The organism is Actinosynnema mirum DSM 43827 (assembly GCF_000023245.1).
Lineage (GTDB): Bacteria > Actinomycetota > Actinomycetes > Mycobacteriales > Pseudonocardiaceae > Actinosynnema > Actinosynnema mirum.
In genome coordinates this window covers 1,216,385-1,234,781 of record NC_013093.1, presented here as the reverse complement: position 1 = coordinate 1,234,781, position 18,397 = coordinate 1,216,385, and the positions used below count along the sequence as shown (strand labels likewise).

Below are 18,397 nucleotides of genomic sequence, written 5' to 3'. Positions count from 1 at the left end.
GAGCCTGCGAACGGCCCGTGTCTCTTTACCGGACAACGGTTTCTACCCCGGTCATGCGACTTCACCGCGTCGGCGCTTGGCCCGTAGGGCGCGGCGGTCGCTGTTGGTCAGGCCGCCGTACATCCCTCCCGCGTGCAGGCGACGCAGCCTCACGGGTTCCTCCCAGTTCATCTGGTCTTCCCGGCACGTCTCGGCGACGGGGCAGTTCGCGCACAGCTCCCGCGCCTCCTTTGTGGGGGATATGGCGAAGAAGGCTTCGGTGTCCTGGCCTGCGCAGGCGGCCTGTTGCCGCCAAGCGGGCGGTTGCCCGGTGGGCCCGAACAGCAGGGTCATCAGGACGCGGTGGGCGTAGTAGCCGGGCGGGGGCGTGGTGAGCGCCCCGGCGACCCGTTCGGCGCTGAAGTGCATGGTGTACTCGGACACGGGGAACCTCCCGGTGGTGACGGACAAGCGGAAGTGCCTGGTCAGGCTCAAGCGGCGGTACGCAACGCCGAGCCACCCACCGCACCGGAAGGACCGGCCTTGACGAAGGCCACCAGCTCGGCGACGTCGGCATCGGTGGTGTAGGCAGCGCGGACCCGGCGCGGGGTGCGCGAGCGCGGGTCGACCCGGTAGCCGATCCCGGCGGTGGAGGCGTCCTCGGCGATCTCGTCCGCGATCGCCCCACGGGCACGAGCGCCGTCCCCGAGGACCATGTCCGGGTGCCGCTCGGAGGTCACGCGCAGGCACAGGCGGTGCGGGAGCAGGTCCCGGATCGGGACGACGTCCTTGGACGGTTCCTGCACGTAGACGTCGAGCACGTCGTTGGTGGCGCGGCCCATGCTGGAGATCACCGCGCAGGCGTTGACGATCTCGTGCGTGCGCTCGGAGCTGTAGGCCATCAGGAACCCGACTTCGTCCACGATCAGCCAGTCCAGCGGGTGTTCCCGTGACACCGGGACGCCGCGCTTCCTGTTGCGCTGCAAGCGTTTCTGCTTGCGTTCCATGTTCTCCACGAACCGGGTGATCAGCTCGGCGCAGTCGTCCGGGTTGTCCGCGTAGCGGTTGTCCAGGATCGGCTTGAGGGCGACGAACTCGAACCGTTTCGGGTCGCACACCCACGGCCTGACGAGCCCGTCCCGGAACAGTGGAGCGACGGCGCGCATCTTGGCCATGACCACCGAGTTCTTGCCCGACCCTGTGGCACCGGCGGTGATGTGGTGGGTGCCCAACAGCGGCTCCCGCCACAGCCCGCCCAGCTCGGTCTCCCCCAGGCACAGCGCCTTGAGGTGCACCGCCTCACACGTCTCCGGCATGGCCGGGGCGGGGATGACGTGGGTGAACGGCTCGCCGCGCTGCACGATCAACACGACCTCACCGGGCCGTCCCTGTTCGACGGCGACGCGGTCGGCCTTGAGCGTGGCCGCCAGCTCCGGCAGGACCGCCGCGAACGCCCGCAGCGCCTGACCGGGTGCCAGGCGGACCCGGACGGTGTCGATCGAGGGCGACCAGGAGCGCACCCGCAGCACGCGCGGCACCAGGACCTCCCCGGTGCGGTGGTGGACCTTGGTCAACCCGCACGAGCCCATCAGCCGGGCCCAGCGGGGGCCGAGGTAGGCACCGGCCCACCTGCGCCGCCAAGCCCGCCCGACCGGGGCCGCCCACGTGTCGAAGCTGTCCGGGTGCCCCCGGTACCAACCCAACGCCCCGGCGGTGAGCCCGCCGAGCACTCCCCCGGTGACCTGGGGACCCAACTCCAGCAGCAACGCGGCCAGACCACCGGGGGTGGCGAGCGCGCCGGGGTGGCGGACCAGCCAGCGCACCGCCCGCCACTCCCACCCGACACCGCGTCGGGACGGCAGTTGTTCAGACATGGCCCCTCCTAGGGGGAAGGGCAACGGCCGACCACCAGATACGGTGACCGGCCGTTGCCGTGTTTCGTATGTGGTGCTGCTACCTGCGGCGACGCCCCCGCAGCGGGGAAGGATCGAGCTGGGAGCGGGAGTGGGACAGGGAGGTGCGCAGCACCGCCACGGCGCGCACGAACGCGGTGTGCCCGGCCCAGAAGCCCTCCCGCCGGTACGGGACCTCCCGCACCGCCTGCCGCAGTTGCGTCATGGCCTTGTCCAGGCCCTCCAGCGCGGTGGTCAATTGCTGTGACATGCCCGTCACGCCTTCCACTCGCGGGTTTTCAACTCGATCTCGTACCTGGCCGCGAGTTCCTTCAACGCGGTCAACTCCTTCCGGGCACGGTTGAGCATTTTCTTGAGTTCATCGGGCGAGGCGATCTGCCAGGAACCGGCCGGGGCGAGGTTGTCCCGCATTCGCGCGATGAGCTTGTCCAGCGGCGGGAGTTGTTCGGTGACGAAGTCGATTGCGCCGACGAGGTTCGCGTACCGCTGCTCCGCCCGGTTCACCCCTCACCGCCGACCCGGTCGGTCTTGGTGACCATGAGCCACCAGGCCAGGGCCTCAAGCCCTTCCTCGGTGGGCAGCATCAACTGCACCTGTGTGCGCAGCGTCCCGTAGCTCATGACCTGCGAGTGCGGGTGGATCACGGCCCACTCCTGCTTGAGCAGCTCCCACACCGCTTCCCGCTCCCAGACCGTGACCGGGCACATCAGGCGGGCGTCTATCTGCCGGAACACCGCCTGCGAGTCGCACGTGATCACGTACCCGTGCTCCGAGGAGGCGTTGTTGAGCGTCGTCATGGTGTTCCGGATCTTTTCCTTGGATTCCGACATGATCAGCCCTTTCCGTTGACGAGGACCACGGCGACCCCAGAACACGGAACACGGTTCTGGGGCCACCGAAATCCCCGGCGCACCGCTCGGATGCGCCGGTTTCAGGCATGGCTCTACCCACTGTGGAATTGACAAGGAACGAGCAGCTCAGAAGAACGGCTTGAAAAAGTCAGTACTTCAGTAGGTCAGCGACTCAGTACTTCAGTGGTTCAGGCGGCGGGCCGGACGGCGCGCGCGACGGGCTTGAGCCCGGCGGCCTTGAACCACAGCCCGGCCGAGGCGATCTTGCGAGGGTCCATCCGGTCCGGGATCTCGTAGGTGTTGACCACCGCCCCGACCAGCTCCACGTACATGCCCTCCTCGAACCCCTCGCCGGGGTCGCCGGGCAGGTTCACACGGATCTCCTCCCCCTTGCCAGCCTTCTTGCCCGCCACCGGGAGCGGCTTGGCGAACAGCGTCACCACGAACTGCTCCTGCTGCGTGACCCGGTCCAACACGGGCACCACCGAGCCGTCCTCCAACTCCCGCACCTTCACGGCGGGAGCCTCCGTGATCATCAACCGGTAGCCGCCGAGCACCACCGGCAAGTCCTGAAGCGCCATGTCGAACCTTTCACTTGGTTGATACGTACTAGTACATCACATCTCCGAACGTACTAGTACAGTGTTCCCTCGTTCGTGTTGTACTGGTCTCCGACCGGAGGTTCCGGAACATCACCGCTGAAAGGCTGTTCCGCATGGATCAGGCAACGCCCAACGCGCACCCGTACCAGCAGGTGGCGGGGGACTTGGCCGCCAAGATCACCGGCGGCGCCCTGGCACCGGGAGAACGGTTGCCCAGCGTGCGCGCCCTGGCCGAGGAGTACGGCACCACCAACGCGACGATCCAGCGGACGCTTGCCCTGCTGGCCGAGCAGGGCTTGGTGGACCGCGTCCCCAACGTCGGCCTCTTCGTGCGGGACCCGCAGTCACCAACGGCCCGGACCGCCACGGTGGAGGACGTCATGCGCGCCCTGACCGAGGTTCAGGAGGCTCTGGCCGACCTGGGTCAGCGGGTCGCCCGTCTCGAGGAGGTCGCCGACGTTCCAACCGGTCAACCCGCTCACCGATCCGGTTGATCTCCGCGCGCATCTGCCCAAGTACCGCCAGGATGTTTTCCAAGTCAGGTGAACTGTTCGTCATGGAAAACAGCAAACGCCAGCTCAGAGGGTGTTTGACAGTGTGCTCAGCGGGGTGCACGCGAGCGCGGAGGGGGTGCACGGGGTGCGTGGAGGGGTGCACACCGGCACCGGAGCGGTGCCCCGATGGCGGTAATCAAGGAACGCAACCGCCTGCTTGAAGCGGTCATGCGCGACGCGGGCGTCAGCAACAAGGGACTGGCGGCACGGGTCCGCGAGCTGGCCGCGCGCGACGGTGAGACGGTCGCCGCCGACCACGTGTCGGTGAAGCGCTGGCTGGACGGCACCAACCCCAAGCCCGCGACGCAGCAGTACATAGCCCTGGCCCTGGGCGGGAAGCTCGGGCGGGAGGTCACGCCGGAGGAGATCGGGTTCAGCGCTGGGCTGGAAGCGGTGGGCCCGGACACGACGGCCACGGCCGCGGAGTACCCCGCCGACTCCTCAGCCGCCGTGGACCTGTTGGGCCAGCTCACCGCAGCCGACCTCGAAGACCAGCCAGGGCTGACAACGCAAGGGTGGACTCCTGCGGTCACCCCCAAGGTGATCACCGGCTACCTGTTCGGCGACGCCCTCCAAGCCGACGAAGAGATCCGTACCGGAGCCCCGGCAGCGGCGGCGATCCGGACGACCGCAGCGCACCTCATGGACCTGGACTTCCGGTTCGGCGGCGGTCACGTGCGCAAGATGCTGCTGTTCTACTTCAAGTCCGAGATCGCCCCACTCCTGCGCGCGGACCACCCGGTGCCGGTAAGGCGCGAGCTGTTCAGCGCGGCCGCCGAGGTAGCGCAACTGTTGGGCTGGAGCGCCTACGACGCCGGGCGGCAGGCGGCGGCCCAGCGGTACTTCACGCAGGGCTTGCGCCTGGCGCGCGAGGCCGGTGACGCGGTGGTGGGCGGGCGGCTGCTGTCCAACCTCAGCCACCAGGCGAACTACCTGGGCAAGTTCAACGACGCCATCCAGCTCGCACGAGCCGCCCAGACCGCGACCCGAGGCGTTGCCACGCCCGCCGTGAACTCGATGTTCCTGGCGATGGAGGCCAGGGGCCTCGCGGGCAGCGGCGACGCCAAGGAGTTCGCCCGCGTGCTGGCTGAGGCGGAACGGTCCTTCGGGCAGCACAGGCCGGAGGACGAGCCGGAGTGGGCGCGGTACTTCAACGCCGAGGAGCTGGCCGGGGAAGCCGCCCACTGCTTCCGCGACCTCGGCAGGGCCGAGGAGACCCGCCTGTACGCGGCCAGGGCGATCGCTCCCGAGGCGACCCCGCCGAGGACGCGCGCGTTCATCGGCATGGTCACGGCGGCGGGCGCCCTCACCAACGGCGACCTGGACGAGGCCGTGACGCTGGCCCTGGACGCCGTGGACCTGGCCGGACCGCTGCAATCCAGCAGGTACGTGCGCTACCTGACCGACTTCCACGAGCGTCTGACCGCAGTGTGCCCACGTCACCCGCTGGTGCTGCGGTTCGCCGAGGAGATCGTCAAGCAGTACCCGACGCTGCCCCTCGGCTCCGCCGTGGTGCTCTCGCGGGTGGCCTAGAACGGCCGCCAGCCACCGAGGTTCGCCCGGTCTCGCAGGGTGCCCATCCTGATCTCGTACTCCCTGGCGATCTCCGGGTTGTGCTGGGCGTTCTGCATGATCCAGGTGGTCATCTTGATCTCGTGCGCGGCTTGGAGCACCGGGAAGCCGCCCCAGTCGGTGACGTCGTACCCGTAGGCGTCGGCGAAGGCGTCGTACTCCTGCGGCGTCCACCACCCGGCGGTCAGGTGCTCGGTGGCGGTCAGCGCCAGATCCCACTCGGGCTGTCCCCAGGCGAACCGCTCGAAGTCGATCAACACCGGGTTGTCGTCCACGATCATGAGGTTCTGCACGTGGGCGTCCCCATGAACCGGGGTGGTCGCCAAGGGGTAGGTGAGCCCTTGGACCTCCTGGGTCAGCTCGGTAAACCGGTCCTGGAGGAACCGCTTGTCTTCGTCCGGGATCGGTGCCGACTCGACTCGCTCAAGCACCCAGGCCATCGGCTGCTGAACGGGCAGGGAGAAGTCTCGGGGCGTGTTCAGGGAGTGCACCCGGCGCAGCAGCCGCCCCAGTGCCGCGACGTCGGTCCTTCCACCGTTGCGACCGTCCAGGTAGGCCCAGAAGGACACCGGCCGACCAGCGGCGACAACCGGTTGGCAGAAGCCGGGGAACAGGTGCGCGACGGGGATGCCGCTGTTCGCAAGCCAGCACGAGACGGTGACTTCCTTGACGGTGTCCGCCCACCGAGCCATGCTGCGCGCGATGCGCACCACCGCCCCGCTGCTGGGGAGGTGGAAGAGGGCGTTCTCACCGAGGCGCAGCGGCACGGCGTCGGTGCTGTCCAGTTCAACCAGCTCGCACGCCGCGCGCAGCGTGGTTTCAGCGGACTCGGGGGTGAGTGGCGGGTTCTCGTGCTGGGCGTCGTTCACTGGCACCACCAGGTCAGGTTAGGGGGCGTGGTCATCGGTCGCCGTTCGTCGGGGCCGGGCCGGTTCTCACGGCTAGCTCTGTTCGCTCTTGGTCGAGCCAGAGGAGGTGCGCCTTGAGGTTGTCGGGTGCGGCGAAGCGCTCGTACAGCGCCAAGGCGTGCGCGGCGTCCTCGGAACGGGTGTGGTGGCCGTCGTCGACGTCGACGGTCTCGGCGTGGTCGTCAAAGGCCAGGCCGTAGGCGGCGATCTCGCCGTCTTCCCGGTCGCCGATCTCGTAGGCGATGGCGAACAGTCGTGGGGCCTGTTCACGTGCTTCCTGCTTGAGCCAGCGGTGGTAGTCGCCCTGTCCGATCATGCGGGTCACGTCCTTCGGATACTGAGTTCAGATCGGGGATAGGCCGGGATGCCCTCGTGTTCACGCCAGGCGGTGTCGCAGCTCTGGCAGGTCGGCCAGCAGCGCGCGAGCACGGGCAGCGGTGCGGTGGGCTTGGGGACGTCGACCCCGCAGAGGGCTTGGGTGTCGTCACCGGGGTTGCTGTTGATCGGTATGGCGTGACGGCCGCCGTCGTGCGGGATCCACTTGAACGGACGGTGGCCCATGTCAGGTCCCGGAGTCGGCCGCGAAGGGCGGTAGGACGAGCGCGTTCACCTCATGACCTCACCTGTGTGGAAACCGATGCAGGTAATGAGTTTCGGTTGCGCAAGAGAGCTAGAACACAGCGTTGAAAGCGGTATTCCACCGCATTCAGTACCCGAGCTCTGCCTCTCAGGCAGAGAACAAGACCGCAGGTCCGAGCGGGTAGCCTCACAAGCTGTGGACCTGTTGCCGTACGCCGAGTACGCCGCATCGCTCAACCGCAAGCGCGCCAGCGCAGGCGTGCTGTTTCACGCCCCGGACGGCCGGGTGCTCCTGGCGGAGACGACCTACAAGAAGTCCTGGGAGATCCCCGGTGGGGCCGTGGACGCAGGCGAGCCACCGTGGCGCACCGCCCTGCGCGAGGTGCACGAGGAGATCGGTCTGTCTCTGCCCCTCGGCACCCTGCTGGTGATCGATTACGTGCCGACCGAAGAACCGATGCCCGAAGGACTGGCGTTTGTTTTCGACGGCGGCACGATCAGCGATGATGAAGTGGCAGAACTGGAACTGACCGATCCCGAAATCCGGTCGGTCGGCCTGTTCACCCTGGACGAGGCCCGCCCGTTGATTGACCCAGTGCTAGCAGGCCGGATCAGCGCGGCCCTGCACGCGATCGCCACCGGGACCCTCGTCTACTGCGAGTCCGGCCACCCGATCTCGACAACCGCCACAGCCGACCCGAGCTGAACGGAGCCCAGCCGCCGTGACCGCTCCCCTGTCCGAGAACCTGGCCCGCTTCCGCAAGGCCCGCAACCTCTCCCAGGAGGAATTGGCCGTAGCCGCGTCGGTCGGAGTGGACACCGTGGGGCGGATCGAGCGCGGGGAGCGCAGCACCACCCGTCCCAGCACGATCGTCAAACTGGCCCGAGCGCTCGGCGTGTCCGCCGACTCCCTGTTGGGCTTGCCCGTCCTCAGCCGTACCGCTCAGCACCACCAGGTGGCCGAGCTTCGCCACGCGATCACCGCGAGCGCGGACATCCCAGGCTTGGACGACTTCACCGACACGGACGAGGTCGCCGACATAACGACCTTGTCCACCACGGCTCACCGAGCCTGGCGGGCCTACGTCGACGGCCGCCACACCGAACTGATGCACACCCTGCCCATCCTGCTGGTGGACGCCCGCCGCCTGGTCCATGCCAGCACTGGAGATCAGAAGGCCGCAGCCCACTGCCTGCTATCCACGTCCTACCGCTTGGGCGCCGGTATGGCGGGCCGCCTGGACCTGGACGACCTGGCCTGGACGTCAGCGGAACGAGCCCTGAACGCCGCTCGCCACTCGGACGCGGTGGAGATGGAAACCGCGATCTCCCTGCGCTACCTGGTGTGGACCCTGGTCCGCCAAGGTCGAGTCGCCGACGCCGAGCACGTGGCCGCCAAGGCCGCTGAGCAGATCGAACCGCGGATGCTGGACCGAGACCCGAACCGAGCCGGGATCTTCGGCAACCTCATCTTCAACGCGGCCAGCGCCGCCCTGCGTTCAGGCAGCACAGGCCGAGCCGAAGACCTCTTGGCCGTGGCCCAGTCCGCAGCGGTGAGGGCAGGCCAGGACACCGCAAGCGAAAGCGCTATCTTCGGCCCCCGAGTAGCGGCCTTCCAAGTAGTCGACCTGGCAATGCGCTTGGGCGATCCGGAAACAGCCCTGCACCTGGCAACCCAAGTCCCGGAGGCACGGGGCACAGTGCCCGCCTTCTGGGAGTCAGGCCACCGCCTGCACCTGGCCCACGCCGCCGCTCAACTACGTCGGGACCAACTCTCCCTGCGCTACCTGACCGAGGCCCGCGACCTAGCCCCAGACTGGGCCGCCGCTCAACCGCTCGGTGCCACCACGATGCGCTTGCTGCTGGACCGAGCAACCCGACGCCGAGGTGCTGCTTTCGCCGCCCTGGCAGCCCACTACGGCATCGCCCCGTAGCTCCTGGACCGCTAGTTGACCAGCATCTTCAGCAAGTCAGCCAACGGAAGGTGTGTTCAGAGTTTCTTTACTTGTTCAAGGCCGCCCCCTGCGGGGGCCGCTGGCCGTTGGTGCCAGACCGACGCCGAAGGACCGACGCCCTAGTAGTGCGGCACGCCCAAGCGGGCCTGGCGGCCCGCAGGCGCGCCACGTGAGGAAGGGCGCCGATCCCGACGTCAGCGAGGAACGGCCAGCGCTTCCGAAGGCGACCGCAAACCACGGTAGTTGTGCGCGTACAACCAGCTTCCAACACTGAAGCCCGTTTCGTTGGAACGTTCCGGCCTCGCTCCACCGTCCGTTGCGTTGACACGACGCTCCAAGTTGACACGGCTTGGCGTTGGAAGCATGGGGCGACGCTCCAACGGTAGTTGTGCTCGTACAACCAGCTTCCAACACTGAAGCCCGTTTCGTTGGAACGTTCCGGCCTCGCTCCACCGTCCGTTGCGTTGACACGACGCTCCAAGTTGACACGGCTTGGCGTTGGAAGCATGGGGCGACGCTCCAACGGTAGTTGTGCGCGTACAACCAGCTTCCAACACTGAAGCCCGTTTCGTTGGAACGTTCCGGCCTCGCTCCACCGTCCGTTGCGTTGACACGACGCTCCAAGTTGACACGGCTTGGCGTTGGAAGCATGGGGCGACGCTCCAACGGTAGTTGTGCGCGTACAACCAGCTTCCAACGCTGAAGCCCGTTTCGTTGGAACGTCTCATTAGGTATCACTCGTATGGCCCAGTAAGGTCTAGCAGGTCAAGAAATCGCCTTGTAGACATCGTCAGCAATCCAATAGATACGCCCTCCACGACCGAGCGTTCCGACCTTTCTGAGAATTTCCCTACCCACCAGAGAGTCAATCAAGTTTCGCGCACCTTGATTAGTGATCTTAAGGTTTTTCTCAACACGCTTAACAGTGATGAACGGGTTCGAGAAGAATAGATCCACAACTTCGACAGCCCTGCTTTTGGTTCCTCGAAGTTGTTCACGGTACTGCTCGCGAAGTTCCACCAGCTTTCCTGCGCGAGATTCCGCATCAACCGCCTGCTTATGTACTGCAGTAAAAAAGAACTGCATCCACTCTTGAATCTCGCCACGCTCCCTCACCGCTTGCAGGCGGTCGTAGTACTCACGCCTATTATCTTCCATATAGGCGCTGACATACAGAAGTGGCAGTTCTAGAACTTTTTTCTCCATCAGCAAGAGTATGATCAGCAGTCGACCTATGCGCCCATTGCCATCCAAAAATGGATGGATCGTCTCGAACTGATAATGCATCAATGCGCATATAGCCAAGATTGGAATAGTAGGTTCTTCGTTGACAAATTTTTCCCAGTCGGACAGTGCATCTTCCAGCACGTCCGGCAGGGGAGGGACGAACGCAGCAGTATCGGGTGAGTCCGTAGGCGACCCGATCCAAACGGGAGTCTTACGGAATTCTCCTGGAAGTTTCTCTTGGCCGCGCACGCCGGATAGCAATACTTCGTGAACTTGACGCATTAGACGCCGACTGATAGGAAGTTTTTCCAGCAGGCGCATGCCTTCATATAGAGCTTTCTGGTAATTTATTACTTCTTGAATATCGTCGTTATCATCCGCAGCGTCTTCGGCAGCTTCTGCCTTCAGTACGTCAGATAGTGAAGCTTCAGTACCTTCAATTCGCGTGCTTGCTACCGCTTCCCTGGCTAGATAGGGCTGCACGAGAATGGACGGATCCTTAAGGAGGCGACCTACGCCAGAAAGGCGCCCCAGGGCTGCATCCGCCTTCGAAAGGGCCAAGATGGTCCTTGGTGACATGATAATTTCGCGCGGCATAACGGCAGGTTCGAAGTACCAAAAAGCCCACTTGTCGCCGGGCTTCTTGGTAGCACGACCAAACTCCGGAGCCTGGAAGAGTTCGGGTTTCACAGCCACAGGGTACAACGTAGCCCCCACTTCTGTTGGAGGTTGCTTCCTGAACAGCCCCGATGTGCGCCCTCCTTGAGTGTGTTCTGGCCTTCTCACTGGTAGGACCTGAACGCTCGCTGACCGCAGCCGTGGCTTCAGCAGTTGCTGTCGAGCAGGCTTCGGCACCGCAGGAAGCCCTTAACATGCCTCGCCTTGGTAGTCACGCGGGTTACTCGCAGTGCGAGAGTCACGAGATCATCGGATGCTGGTTGAACTCGGTACGAGCGCCGAGTGAGAAGTGACCGTCGTGGTCGGGGCGCTCGGCTGCCGCACCTGTGGACAGCTCGATGCCTTGGCGGCATCGACCAGCCCACAGGCTTACCCACGGTGCGGGTGTAGATCACCTCCATGCCTTACCCCTAAGAAACGACGGCAGATGACCGTTGCGGATAGCCAGCAACCATCAGATAGGAAAAGAATCGACCCAGGTGAGAAGCGATGCTCACAAGTCCTGACACACGATGACAGGCGTCTCGCCCTAATCCCGAGGTCGCAGGTTCGAATCCTGCCGGGGGCGCTTCGGCGCTGGTCGTGGCACCGGACGTGATCACTTAAGTGGTCGGGGCCGGTGCCCTCCATGCTTTACCCAGGTCTTTCGCCTCGAGCACCTGCGTGATCAAGGTCTGCGTTCAACCTGGCCGGCCAGCCTGCAGGGTTTGGTGGGTCACCTCGACGGACTGCTCGGCCTGCGCGTTCCGGAAGTCGACGGCCGAGTAGTCCATGAACTCGACGCGCGAACCACTCCGGGCGGGGACAGGGCCTCTGGTCCACCCAGGGGCAGGCGTTCAGTGGTGAGCAGCAGTTGGCACTCGTCATTGCCCGCGGTGAACAGGTCCGCCCACCTCGTCGCGGTCTGCGTCAGGCCCGTCGCGTGCGCCCAGCCCCACACCGCCGGGGCGTGCGCCCACTCGTAGGCGCAGAACCGGCCCTCCAGCACCGCCTCGGTGGGCAGCGGCCACTCCGGGGGAACGACACCTGGTTCCCCCTACCTTCAGGCACGTGCTGGGTGGTTCCTCGTCCGCAGGCGGGTCCCGGACCGGACGGTCGCATGTCGGGCGATGGGGCGGAGGCGGGAACGCGCCGTGTGGGCGCGACGGTTGCGGCGGCGAGGGGCGGTTCCCCGAAAAGCCAGCGCCCGGCCGGCTCCGAGGAGCCTGCCGGGCGCTCAGCCTGGAGGTTGAGGGGTCAGCGCTTCGCCGACAGCTTCCGGTACGGCATGACCTCGTCGATGATCCCGTACTCCTGCGCCTCCGCAGCGGTCAGGATTCGGTCGCGGTCGATGTCGGTGTGGACCTGCTCGACGGTGCGGCCCGTGTGCCTGCTCAGCGCCTCTTCCATCTGGGTGCGCATCCGGGTGATCTCCGCCGCCTGGATCTCCAGGTCGGAGACCTGGCCGCGGACGCCGCCCATCGCGGGCTGGTGGATCATCACGCGCGCGTTCGGCAGGGCCGTGCGCTTGCCCGGCGTGCCCGCCGCCAGCAGGACCGCCGCCGCCGAGGACGCCTGGCCCAGGCAGACCGTGCGGATGTCGGGGCGGACGAACTGCATGGTGTCGTAGATCGCCATCAGCGCGGTGAACGAGCCACCCGGCGAGTTGATGTACATGTAGATGTCGCGGTCCGGGTCGTCTGACTCCAGCACGAGCAGCTGCGCCATGACGTCGTTCGCCGAGGTGTCGTCCACCTGCACGCCGAGGAAGATGATGCGCTCCTCGAACAGCTTGTTGTACGGGTTGGACTCCTTGACGCCGTAGCTCGTGCGCTCGACGAACGACGGGAGCACGTACCTGGCCTGCGGCAGGTGGTTCGGGTTCATCTGGGGGTCCCCAAGGCGGTCGGCCGGCCGAGCGGCCGGTGAGGTGGTCTCCGGGTCAGCTGACCGACGAGCGGGTGAGCTCCTCGCGGTTGAGGATGTGGTCCACGAAGCCGTACTCCAGGGCTTCCTCGGCGGTGAACCAGCGGTCGCGGTCGGCGTCCGCGGTGATCCGCTCGAAGGTCTGACCGGTCTGCTGCGCGGTGATCTCCGCCATCTGCCGCTTGGTGTAGGCGAACGCCTCGGCCTGGATGGCGATGTCGGTGGCGGTGCCGCCGACGCCCGCGGACGGCTGGTGCATCAGCACGCGGGTGTGCGGGAGCAGGTAGCGCTTGCCGGGCGTGCCCGAGGACAGCAGGAACTGCCCCATCGACGCGACCATGCCCATGCCCCACGTCTGCACGTCCGGCTCGATGAGCTGCATGGTGTCGTAGATCGCCATGCCCGCGGTGACCGAGCCGCCGGGGGAGTTGATGTAGAACTTGATGTCCGACTTCGGGTCCTCGGCGGACAGCAGCAGCAGCTGCGCGGTGAGCCGGTTGGCCACCTCGTCGTTGACCTCGGAGCCCAGGAAGACGATCCGCGACCGGAGAAGCTGCTCGAAGACGGAGTCGGTGAGCGTCATGCCGCCGGTCGACGCCATGCGCGGCAGCGTGAGGTTGTTCCGTGCGTTCATGATCCTCGTTACCCCATCCACGGTGTTGACCGATCTTGCGTACCCCGACGATATCGGAGAGGTGGGCGTGCCCCCGGTCGACAGGGCGCGGTGTTCGCTGACAGCGCATGGCGGTGCCGCTCCGGGTGACCTGCGGCGCTCCGTGGGTCGGGTGTCCGGGCGCCGCGCGGTGACCCGCTGGATGATGGCCCGACCGTCGGCGCGCCGCCACCGGTGACCCGCGATCGGTCATCGCGGGGCGTGTCCGATGTGGACGTTCGGGCGCGGGTTTTTCACACTGGGGAGTGAAAACTCGACGGTGGGGTGAAGCGGGACAGTGCTTGCGTCCGGTGGCGGTTGGCCCGGCGCACCGCTCCACGGCGCGGCGCGGGAACGCCCGGTCGGCCATCTCGCGGTCGGCTGCGAGGTCGTGCGCACCGCCGGGGTGGAGGTCGTGCGCACCTGCTTCACTCGAACGGGTTAAGTCGATCTACTGGGACTGTTGTCGCATGTCACGAGCCTGACGAGGACCCGATCGGGGCACCGTTTTTGTCGGTGGTCGGCGGTAGAATCGAACAGTAGTTCGACCAGCTGCGAGGGGAGCCAGCCGTGGAGCCGGTCAGCGTCACCGCCCTGTCCTTCACCGAGTACGCGATGAGCGGTCAGCGAGGCCGCATCAACATCGTTTCCGAGCAGCGCAGCATCTACCTGGCGGTCGACCAGTGGGTCTGCGGGTTCTACAACCCGGTCCGCGCGGCGATGCGGCGCGCGGCCAACTCGACCGACCCCGGCGCGGAGCTGGACGTCGCGCTCGACGGGGCGACGCGCAGCGGGCAGCTGCGGGCGTTCGGGGAGATCAGGGACGGGTTCCTGCCGTGGCTGCGGTCGACGCGGGCGACCGGGGTGGCGATGCCCTCGGCGGTGTGGCGGTCGGGGGACCTGGAGCTGCGGGTGCGGCCACAGCTGGGGCTGCGGTTCCCGGACGGGTCGGTGTCGGCGGTGCTGGTGCACTGCAAGGAGCAGGAGATGACGCAGGAGGCGGCGAACGTGGGGCTGCGGGTGGTGCAGCAGGCGTTGCCGGGGTTGGGGGCGCTGGTGCTGGACGCTCGGCGGGGGCGGGCGTTCCGGTTGTCGCGGCGGACGAACCTGGCGAAGTTGGACGCGTTGATCGCGGCCGAGGCGGCGGGGTACGTGGTGCATTGGCGGATGAGCGCGTGAGGGAGGGGGAGGGAGGGAGTGTCGGATGAGCGCGTGAGGGGGCGAGCGTTGGAAGGCCGGGCGACGTAGCCGGAGGAAGGTGAACGTCCGGAGGTCGGGCGGCGCGGTGGGCCGCAGGTGGACGTCCACAGGTCGGTGGACGCGGTGGGCCGGAGGTGGACGTCCGGGGTGAACGCCTGGAGGTCGGGCGGCGCGGCGGGGTGAGAGGGCGGGGAGCAGTGGTGGGTCCTGCCCGGCGTGGCGCCGGGCAGGAGGTGGTGGTCGTCCTGGGTCAGGTCAGGCCTGCCGGGTCGTGGGCGAATTCGCCGTTCACGACCGTTGCCGCCAGGGGGATGGTGGCGATGCGGGTGGGGGCGACTGCGCGTGGGTCGTCTTCGAGGATGGCGAAGTCGGCCAGTTTGCCCTCCTCGATCGTGCCCAGGTCGTGGTCGCGTCTGCACGCGTAGGCCGCGCCCGCGGTGTGCGCGCGCAGGGCCTGCTCGACGGTCAGGGCCTCGTCCGGGCCGATCGGCTGGCCGGTGCGGGATTGGCGTTCCACCAGGAATTGGACGGCCCGCAGCGGGTTGCCGTCGGCCACCGGGCGGTCCGAGCTGCCCGCCAGGGGGATGTTGTGGTCCAGGAAGGAGCGGCCTCGGTACATCCACGGGGCTCGGGGGCCGGTGATCTTGGCGTAGTCGTCGCCGTACGCCCACAGGAAAGTGGGTTGGACCACCGGGATCACGCCTAGGGCGGCGATCCTGCCCAGCTGGTCGGGGCGGACCAGGCCGCAGTGCTCGATCCGGTGGCGGTGGTCGGGCCTGGGGTGGTCGGTCAGGGCCGATTCCAGGGCGTCCAGGGCGAAGTCGACCGCGCGGTCGCCGATGGCGTGGACGGCCAGTTGCCAGCCCGCGCGGTGGCCGTCCTGGATCCAGGACCGCATCCGGTCCGGGTCGTCTTGGAGCTGGCCGGTGTTGGTGGTGCCTTCGTAGGGCTCGGTCAGGGCCGCGGTTCTGGCGATCATGCCGCCGTCGGTGAAGACCTTCAGGGCGCCGATGGACAGGCGGTCGTCGCCAAGGCCGGTGCGCAGGCCCAACTGGACGGCGCGGTCGATGTTGTCGGACGGGTGGCCTGCCGCTGGGCGGAGCTGGTCCGCGGCGACCATGAGTTGGACCCGGATGGGCAGGGTGGCTTGCTGGTAGGCGGCCACCTCCAGCGGAGTGGCGCCGATCAGGCCGCCGGCCACGCCTGCTTCCGCGGCCAGGACCACGCCCTCGGACAGGCACTGCCCGGCGCCCGCCTCCACGTCGGCGATCACGTTGGACAGCGGGTACGGGAGCAGCAGGGCTCGGGCGGCGCTCTGGGCGCCCTCGGCGAGGAACCCGGTCAGGGCGCCCTCGGCGTCGCGCTCGGCGTCGGTCAGGGCGTGCGCGGGCAGCTCGGCCAGCGTGCCGGAGTCGACCACGCAGGCGTGGCCCGACACGTCCTGCAGGTAGACGCGCCCGCCCACCGCGTCCAGGTCGCGCGCGGTGAGCGGGCGGTCCAGGAGACGGTGGTCGTAGCCGGCCGCCTCCAGCCTGGCCTCGGTCCGGTGGGCCGCCAGGAGGGCCACGACCTCGGTGACGGTGCGGCATCCCGAAACGTCCGGCATCCGGGCCGCTCGGCCGGTCCACGCCAGGTGGGTGTGGGCGTCCACGAAACCCGGCAGCACCACCGCGCCGTCCAGGTCGACCACGCGCCTGGCGGGCAGGTCGCGGACCTGGTCGCCCACCCCGACCACGCGCCCGCGCCACACGCCCACCACGTCCGAACAGGTCCCGGCGGGGTCCAGCGTCACGACCCGTCCGCGCACCAACTTCACGTCAAGGATCACACGCGCAGAGTAATCACGGCGGGCTCGTTTAGGGTTGGATAACTTAGGTTAGCCTTGCCATTCCGAGGAGGAGTTCATGCGGGTCGTCATGTTCGGCTACCAGACCTGGGGGCACCGCACGCTCCAGGCGCTCCTGGACTCCGAGCACGAGGTGGCGCTCGTCGTCACCCACCCGAAGAGCGACCACGCCTACGAGCGGATCTGGAGCGACTCGGTCGCCGATCTCGCCGAGGAGCACGGCATCGAGGTGCTGATCCGCGAGCGGCCGGACGACGAGGAGCTGCTGACCCGCCTCAAGGAGGTCGACCCGGACGTCATCGTGGCGACGAACTGGCGCACCTGGATTCCCCCGAAGGTGTTCAACCTCCCCAAGCGGGGGACGCTGAACGTGCACGACTCGCTGCTCCCCGCCTACGCCGGGTTCTCGCCGCTGATCTGGGCGCTGATCAACGACGAGAAGGAGGTCGGCGTCACCGCGCACATGATGGACGACACCCTCGACGCCGGGGACGTCGTGCTCCAGCGCGCCGTGCCGGTCGGGCCGCGCGACACCACCGCCGACCTGTTCCACAAGACCCTGGAGCTGTTCGGGCCGATCACCGTCGACGGGCTGGCCGAGCTGGCCTCCGGGCGCACCGAGTTCACCCCGCAGGACCGCTCCAGGGCGAGCTTCTTCCACAAGCGCTCCGAGGAGGACCTGCGCGTCGACTGGACCTGGACCGCCGAGGAGCTGGACCGCCTCGTGCGGGCGCAGTGCGCGCCGTACCCGAGCGCCTACGCGTTCCACCGGGGCCGCAGGCTGGAGATCGTGGAGGCCGAGGTGTCGCGGGAGAACTACGGCGGCACGCCGGGCCGGATCTTCTACCGCGAGGGCGACGGCGTCGCGATCGTCGCCGGCCCGGAGGCCAGGCGCGGGCGCGGTCGGGCGCTGCTGGTGAAGCGGGTCCGCACCGACGAGGGCGTCGAGCTGGGCGCCACCGAGTACTTCACCCATATGGGCGGCTACCTCACCAGCCGTCCGCAGTAGCGCGGGCCAACGGGGTCACCAATCCCACGACGGAGATACGGTCCGTCGCTGAAGTGAGGTTTGGTGACCCCGTTGTGTAATCATTCAGTGTTATGAGCGGCAAGCGGACGACAGTCGTGGCGGTGCTCCTCCTGGCCCTGACGGGCTGCCAGGGCGTGCTGGACGGCCAACTGCCCACAACGTCCTCCCAGCAGCAGCCGCCCGCGGCGAACAGCGGCCAGGCCGCCCAGCAGCTGGCCGGGCTGACCATCGCCGCCGAGGCCAAGATGGCGGGCTACAGCCGGGAGCGGTTCCCGCACTGGGCGGGCCAGGGCGACTCCTGCGACACCCGCGAGGTCGTCCTGCGCCAGCAGGGGTCCACCGTGCAGACCGACGGCGAGTGCAAGGCCACCTCGGGCACGTGGGTCAGCGTCTACGACGGCGTCGAGGTGACCAAGGCCGGTGACCTCGACATCGACCACACGGTGCCGCTGGCCGAGGCGTGGCGCTCGGGCGCGGACAAGTGGGACGAGGAGAAGCGCAAGGCGTTCGCGAACGACCTGGGCGGCGTGCAGCTGATCGCGGTGACCGCGAAGACCAACCGCGCCAAGGGCGACCAGGACCCGGCCAAGTGGATGCCGCCGAAGCAGGACTACGCCTGCACCTACGTGGCGCACTGGATCCAGGTGAAGGCGCAGTACGCGCTGACCGTCGACCAGGCCGAGCACGACGCGCTGGCGGGCGTGCTCGCCAAGTGCTGACCCGACCGACCCCGTCGACGCCCCCTCGCCCACGCGGCGCAGGGGGCGTTCGCGCGTCCGGGGCCTTCCCGCGAGCGCGGTCGGCGCCGCCTCCGCGCGACTGCGCCACACCACCACCGACAAGGGGTGGGCCGAGGCGGGGTTCCGGACCTCGGACCTGCGGCAGGCCCCGGACCGGCCGGGCCGCGAGCTCGTCGTGGTCGCCGAGCGCGCGGGGTGAGGCCGGT

General features: G+C 67.8%; 20 protein-coding genes. 7 read left to right on the top strand and 13 right to left on the bottom strand.

Annotated elements, in window-relative coordinates:
- Positions 1–51 precede the first annotated feature (51 nt).
- The 6 genes from AMIR_RS05580 to AMIR_RS05555 all read right to left on the bottom strand — a co-directional run bounded on the left by AMIR_RS05580 (position 52) and on the right by AMIR_RS05555 (position 3,324).
- Positions 52–423, bottom strand: a complete 372-nt coding sequence (locus AMIR_RS05580; protein ID WP_143760646.1) for a WhiB family transcriptional regulator — start codon at positions 421–423, stop codon at positions 52–54.
- Between the two features lie 47 nt (positions 424–470).
- The gene (locus tag AMIR_RS05575; RefSeq protein ID WP_012783731.1) at positions 471–1,853 is read right to left on the bottom strand and encodes an FtsK/SpoIIIE domain-containing protein; all 1,383 of its coding nucleotides are present in this window, start codon (positions 1,851–1,853) and stop codon (positions 471–473) included.
- 79 nt (positions 1,854–1,932) lie between these two features.
- Positions 1,933–2,142, bottom strand: a complete 210-nt coding sequence (locus tag AMIR_RS05570; protein WP_012783730.1) for a hypothetical protein — start codon at positions 2,140–2,142, stop codon at positions 1,933–1,935.
- Positions 2,143–2,147: 5 nt separating this feature from the next.
- Positions 2,148–2,396 (bottom strand): hypothetical protein, encoded by a 249-nt coding sequence (locus AMIR_RS05565; protein ID WP_012783729.1) that lies wholly within the window; start codon positions 2,394–2,396, stop codon positions 2,148–2,150.
- Positions 2,393–2,722, bottom strand: a complete 330-nt coding sequence (locus AMIR_RS05560; protein WP_012783728.1) for a hypothetical protein — start codon at positions 2,720–2,722, stop codon at positions 2,393–2,395. The genes AMIR_RS05565 and AMIR_RS05560 overlap by 4 nt, the downstream gene beginning before the upstream one ends.
- Before the next feature lie 209 nt (positions 2,723–2,931).
- A complete protein-coding gene (locus AMIR_RS05555) occupies positions 2,932–3,324 on the bottom strand; it encodes a hypothetical protein (RefSeq protein WP_012783727.1) in 393 nt (130 codons plus the stop codon).
- 134 nt (positions 3,325–3,458) lie between these two features.
- Between AMIR_RS05555 and AMIR_RS35325 the strand changes: the two genes are divergently transcribed.
- Together AMIR_RS35325 and AMIR_RS05545 are read left to right on the top strand one after the other, a co-directional pair.
- Positions 3,459–3,839, top strand: a complete 381-nt coding sequence (locus tag AMIR_RS35325; protein ID WP_012783726.1) for a GntR family transcriptional regulator — start codon at positions 3,459–3,461, stop codon at positions 3,837–3,839.
- A gap of 186 nt (positions 3,840–4,025) precedes the next feature.
- The gene (locus tag AMIR_RS05545; RefSeq protein ID WP_012783725.1) at positions 4,026–5,432 is read left to right on the top strand and encodes an NsdA family TPR-like regulatory protein; all 1,407 of its coding nucleotides are present in this window, start codon (positions 4,026–4,028) and stop codon (positions 5,430–5,432) included.
- Here the strand turns inward: AMIR_RS05545 and AMIR_RS05540 are convergent.
- The 3 genes from AMIR_RS05540 to AMIR_RS36760 are packed head-to-tail and all read right to left on the bottom strand — an operon-like array spanning position 5,429 to position 6,940.
- Positions 5,429–6,349: a phosphotransferase enzyme family protein gene (locus tag AMIR_RS05540; protein WP_143760645.1), complete on the bottom strand. Its 921-nt coding sequence runs from the start codon at positions 6,347–6,349 to the stop codon at positions 5,429–5,431. The genes AMIR_RS05545 and AMIR_RS05540 overlap by 4 nt on opposite strands.
- 22 nt (positions 6,350–6,371) lie before the next feature.
- Positions 6,372–6,695 carry a hypothetical protein gene (locus AMIR_RS05535; protein ID WP_012783723.1) on the bottom strand — a complete coding sequence of 108 codons (324 nt, stop codon included), beginning with the start codon at positions 6,693–6,695 and terminating at the stop codon, positions 6,372–6,374.
- A 5-nt stretch (positions 6,696–6,700) separates the two neighbouring features.
- A complete protein-coding gene (locus tag AMIR_RS36760; protein ID WP_012783722.1) occupies positions 6,701–6,940 on the bottom strand; it encodes an HC3 family zinc finger protein in 240 nt (79 codons plus the stop codon).
- A 214-nt stretch (positions 6,941–7,154) separates the two neighbouring features.
- Between AMIR_RS36760 and AMIR_RS05530 the strand changes: the two genes are divergently transcribed.
- Complete coding sequence (locus AMIR_RS05530) at positions 7,155–7,664, top strand: NUDIX domain-containing protein (RefSeq protein WP_012783721.1); 510 nt, start codon at positions 7,155–7,157, stop codon at positions 7,662–7,664.
- 16 nt (positions 7,665–7,680) lie between these two features.
- Entirely contained in the window at positions 7,681–8,892 is a 1,212-nt protein-coding gene (locus tag AMIR_RS05525; protein WP_012783720.1) for a helix-turn-helix domain-containing protein, read from the top strand.
- A 786-nt stretch (positions 8,893–9,678) separates the two neighbouring features.
- Here the strand turns inward: AMIR_RS05525 and AMIR_RS36755 are convergent.
- The 3 genes from AMIR_RS36755 to AMIR_RS05515 all read right to left on the bottom strand — a co-directional run bounded on the left by AMIR_RS36755 (position 9,679) and on the right by AMIR_RS05515 (position 13,357).
- Positions 9,679–10,830 carry a Fic family protein gene (locus AMIR_RS36755; RefSeq protein ID WP_143760644.1) on the bottom strand — a complete coding sequence of 384 codons (1,152 nt, stop codon included), beginning with the start codon at positions 10,828–10,830 and terminating at the stop codon, positions 9,679–9,681.
- Positions 10,831–12,054: 1,224 nt separating this feature from the next.
- Complete coding sequence (locus tag AMIR_RS05520) at positions 12,055–12,684, bottom strand: ATP-dependent Clp protease proteolytic subunit (RefSeq protein WP_012783717.1); 630 nt, start codon at positions 12,682–12,684, stop codon at positions 12,055–12,057.
- A gap of 55 nt (positions 12,685–12,739) precedes the next feature.
- Positions 12,740–13,357, bottom strand: a complete 618-nt coding sequence (locus tag AMIR_RS05515; RefSeq protein WP_012783716.1) for a ClpP family protease — start codon at positions 13,355–13,357, stop codon at positions 12,740–12,742.
- 588 nt (positions 13,358–13,945) lie between these two features.
- On the opposite strand from AMIR_RS05515, the gene AMIR_RS05505 reads away from it, so the two are divergent.
- Positions 13,946–14,554, top strand: a complete 609-nt coding sequence (locus tag AMIR_RS05505; RefSeq protein WP_012783715.1) for a hypothetical protein — start codon at positions 13,946–13,948, stop codon at positions 14,552–14,554.
- A 271-nt stretch (positions 14,555–14,825) separates the two neighbouring features.
- On the opposite strand, the gene AMIR_RS05500 is transcribed toward AMIR_RS05505, so the two are convergent.
- The gene (locus AMIR_RS05500; RefSeq protein ID WP_012783714.1) at positions 14,826–16,403 is read right to left on the bottom strand and encodes an amidohydrolase; all 1,578 of its coding nucleotides are present in this window, start codon (positions 16,401–16,403) and stop codon (positions 14,826–14,828) included.
- A gap of 76 nt (positions 16,404–16,479) precedes the next feature.
- Between AMIR_RS05500 and AMIR_RS05495 the strand changes: the two genes are divergently transcribed.
- Together AMIR_RS05495 and AMIR_RS05490 are read left to right on the top strand one after the other, a co-directional pair.
- Positions 16,480–17,430, top strand: a complete 951-nt coding sequence (locus AMIR_RS05495; RefSeq protein WP_012783713.1) for a methionyl-tRNA formyltransferase — start codon at positions 16,480–16,482, stop codon at positions 17,428–17,430.
- 92 nt (positions 17,431–17,522) lie between these two features.
- On the top strand, positions 17,523–18,170 hold the full coding sequence (locus tag AMIR_RS05490) for an HNH endonuclease family protein (RefSeq protein WP_012783712.1): 648 nt from the start codon (positions 17,523–17,525) through the stop codon (positions 18,168–18,170).
- The last annotated feature ends 227 nt before the right edge of the window (positions 18,171–18,397 follow it).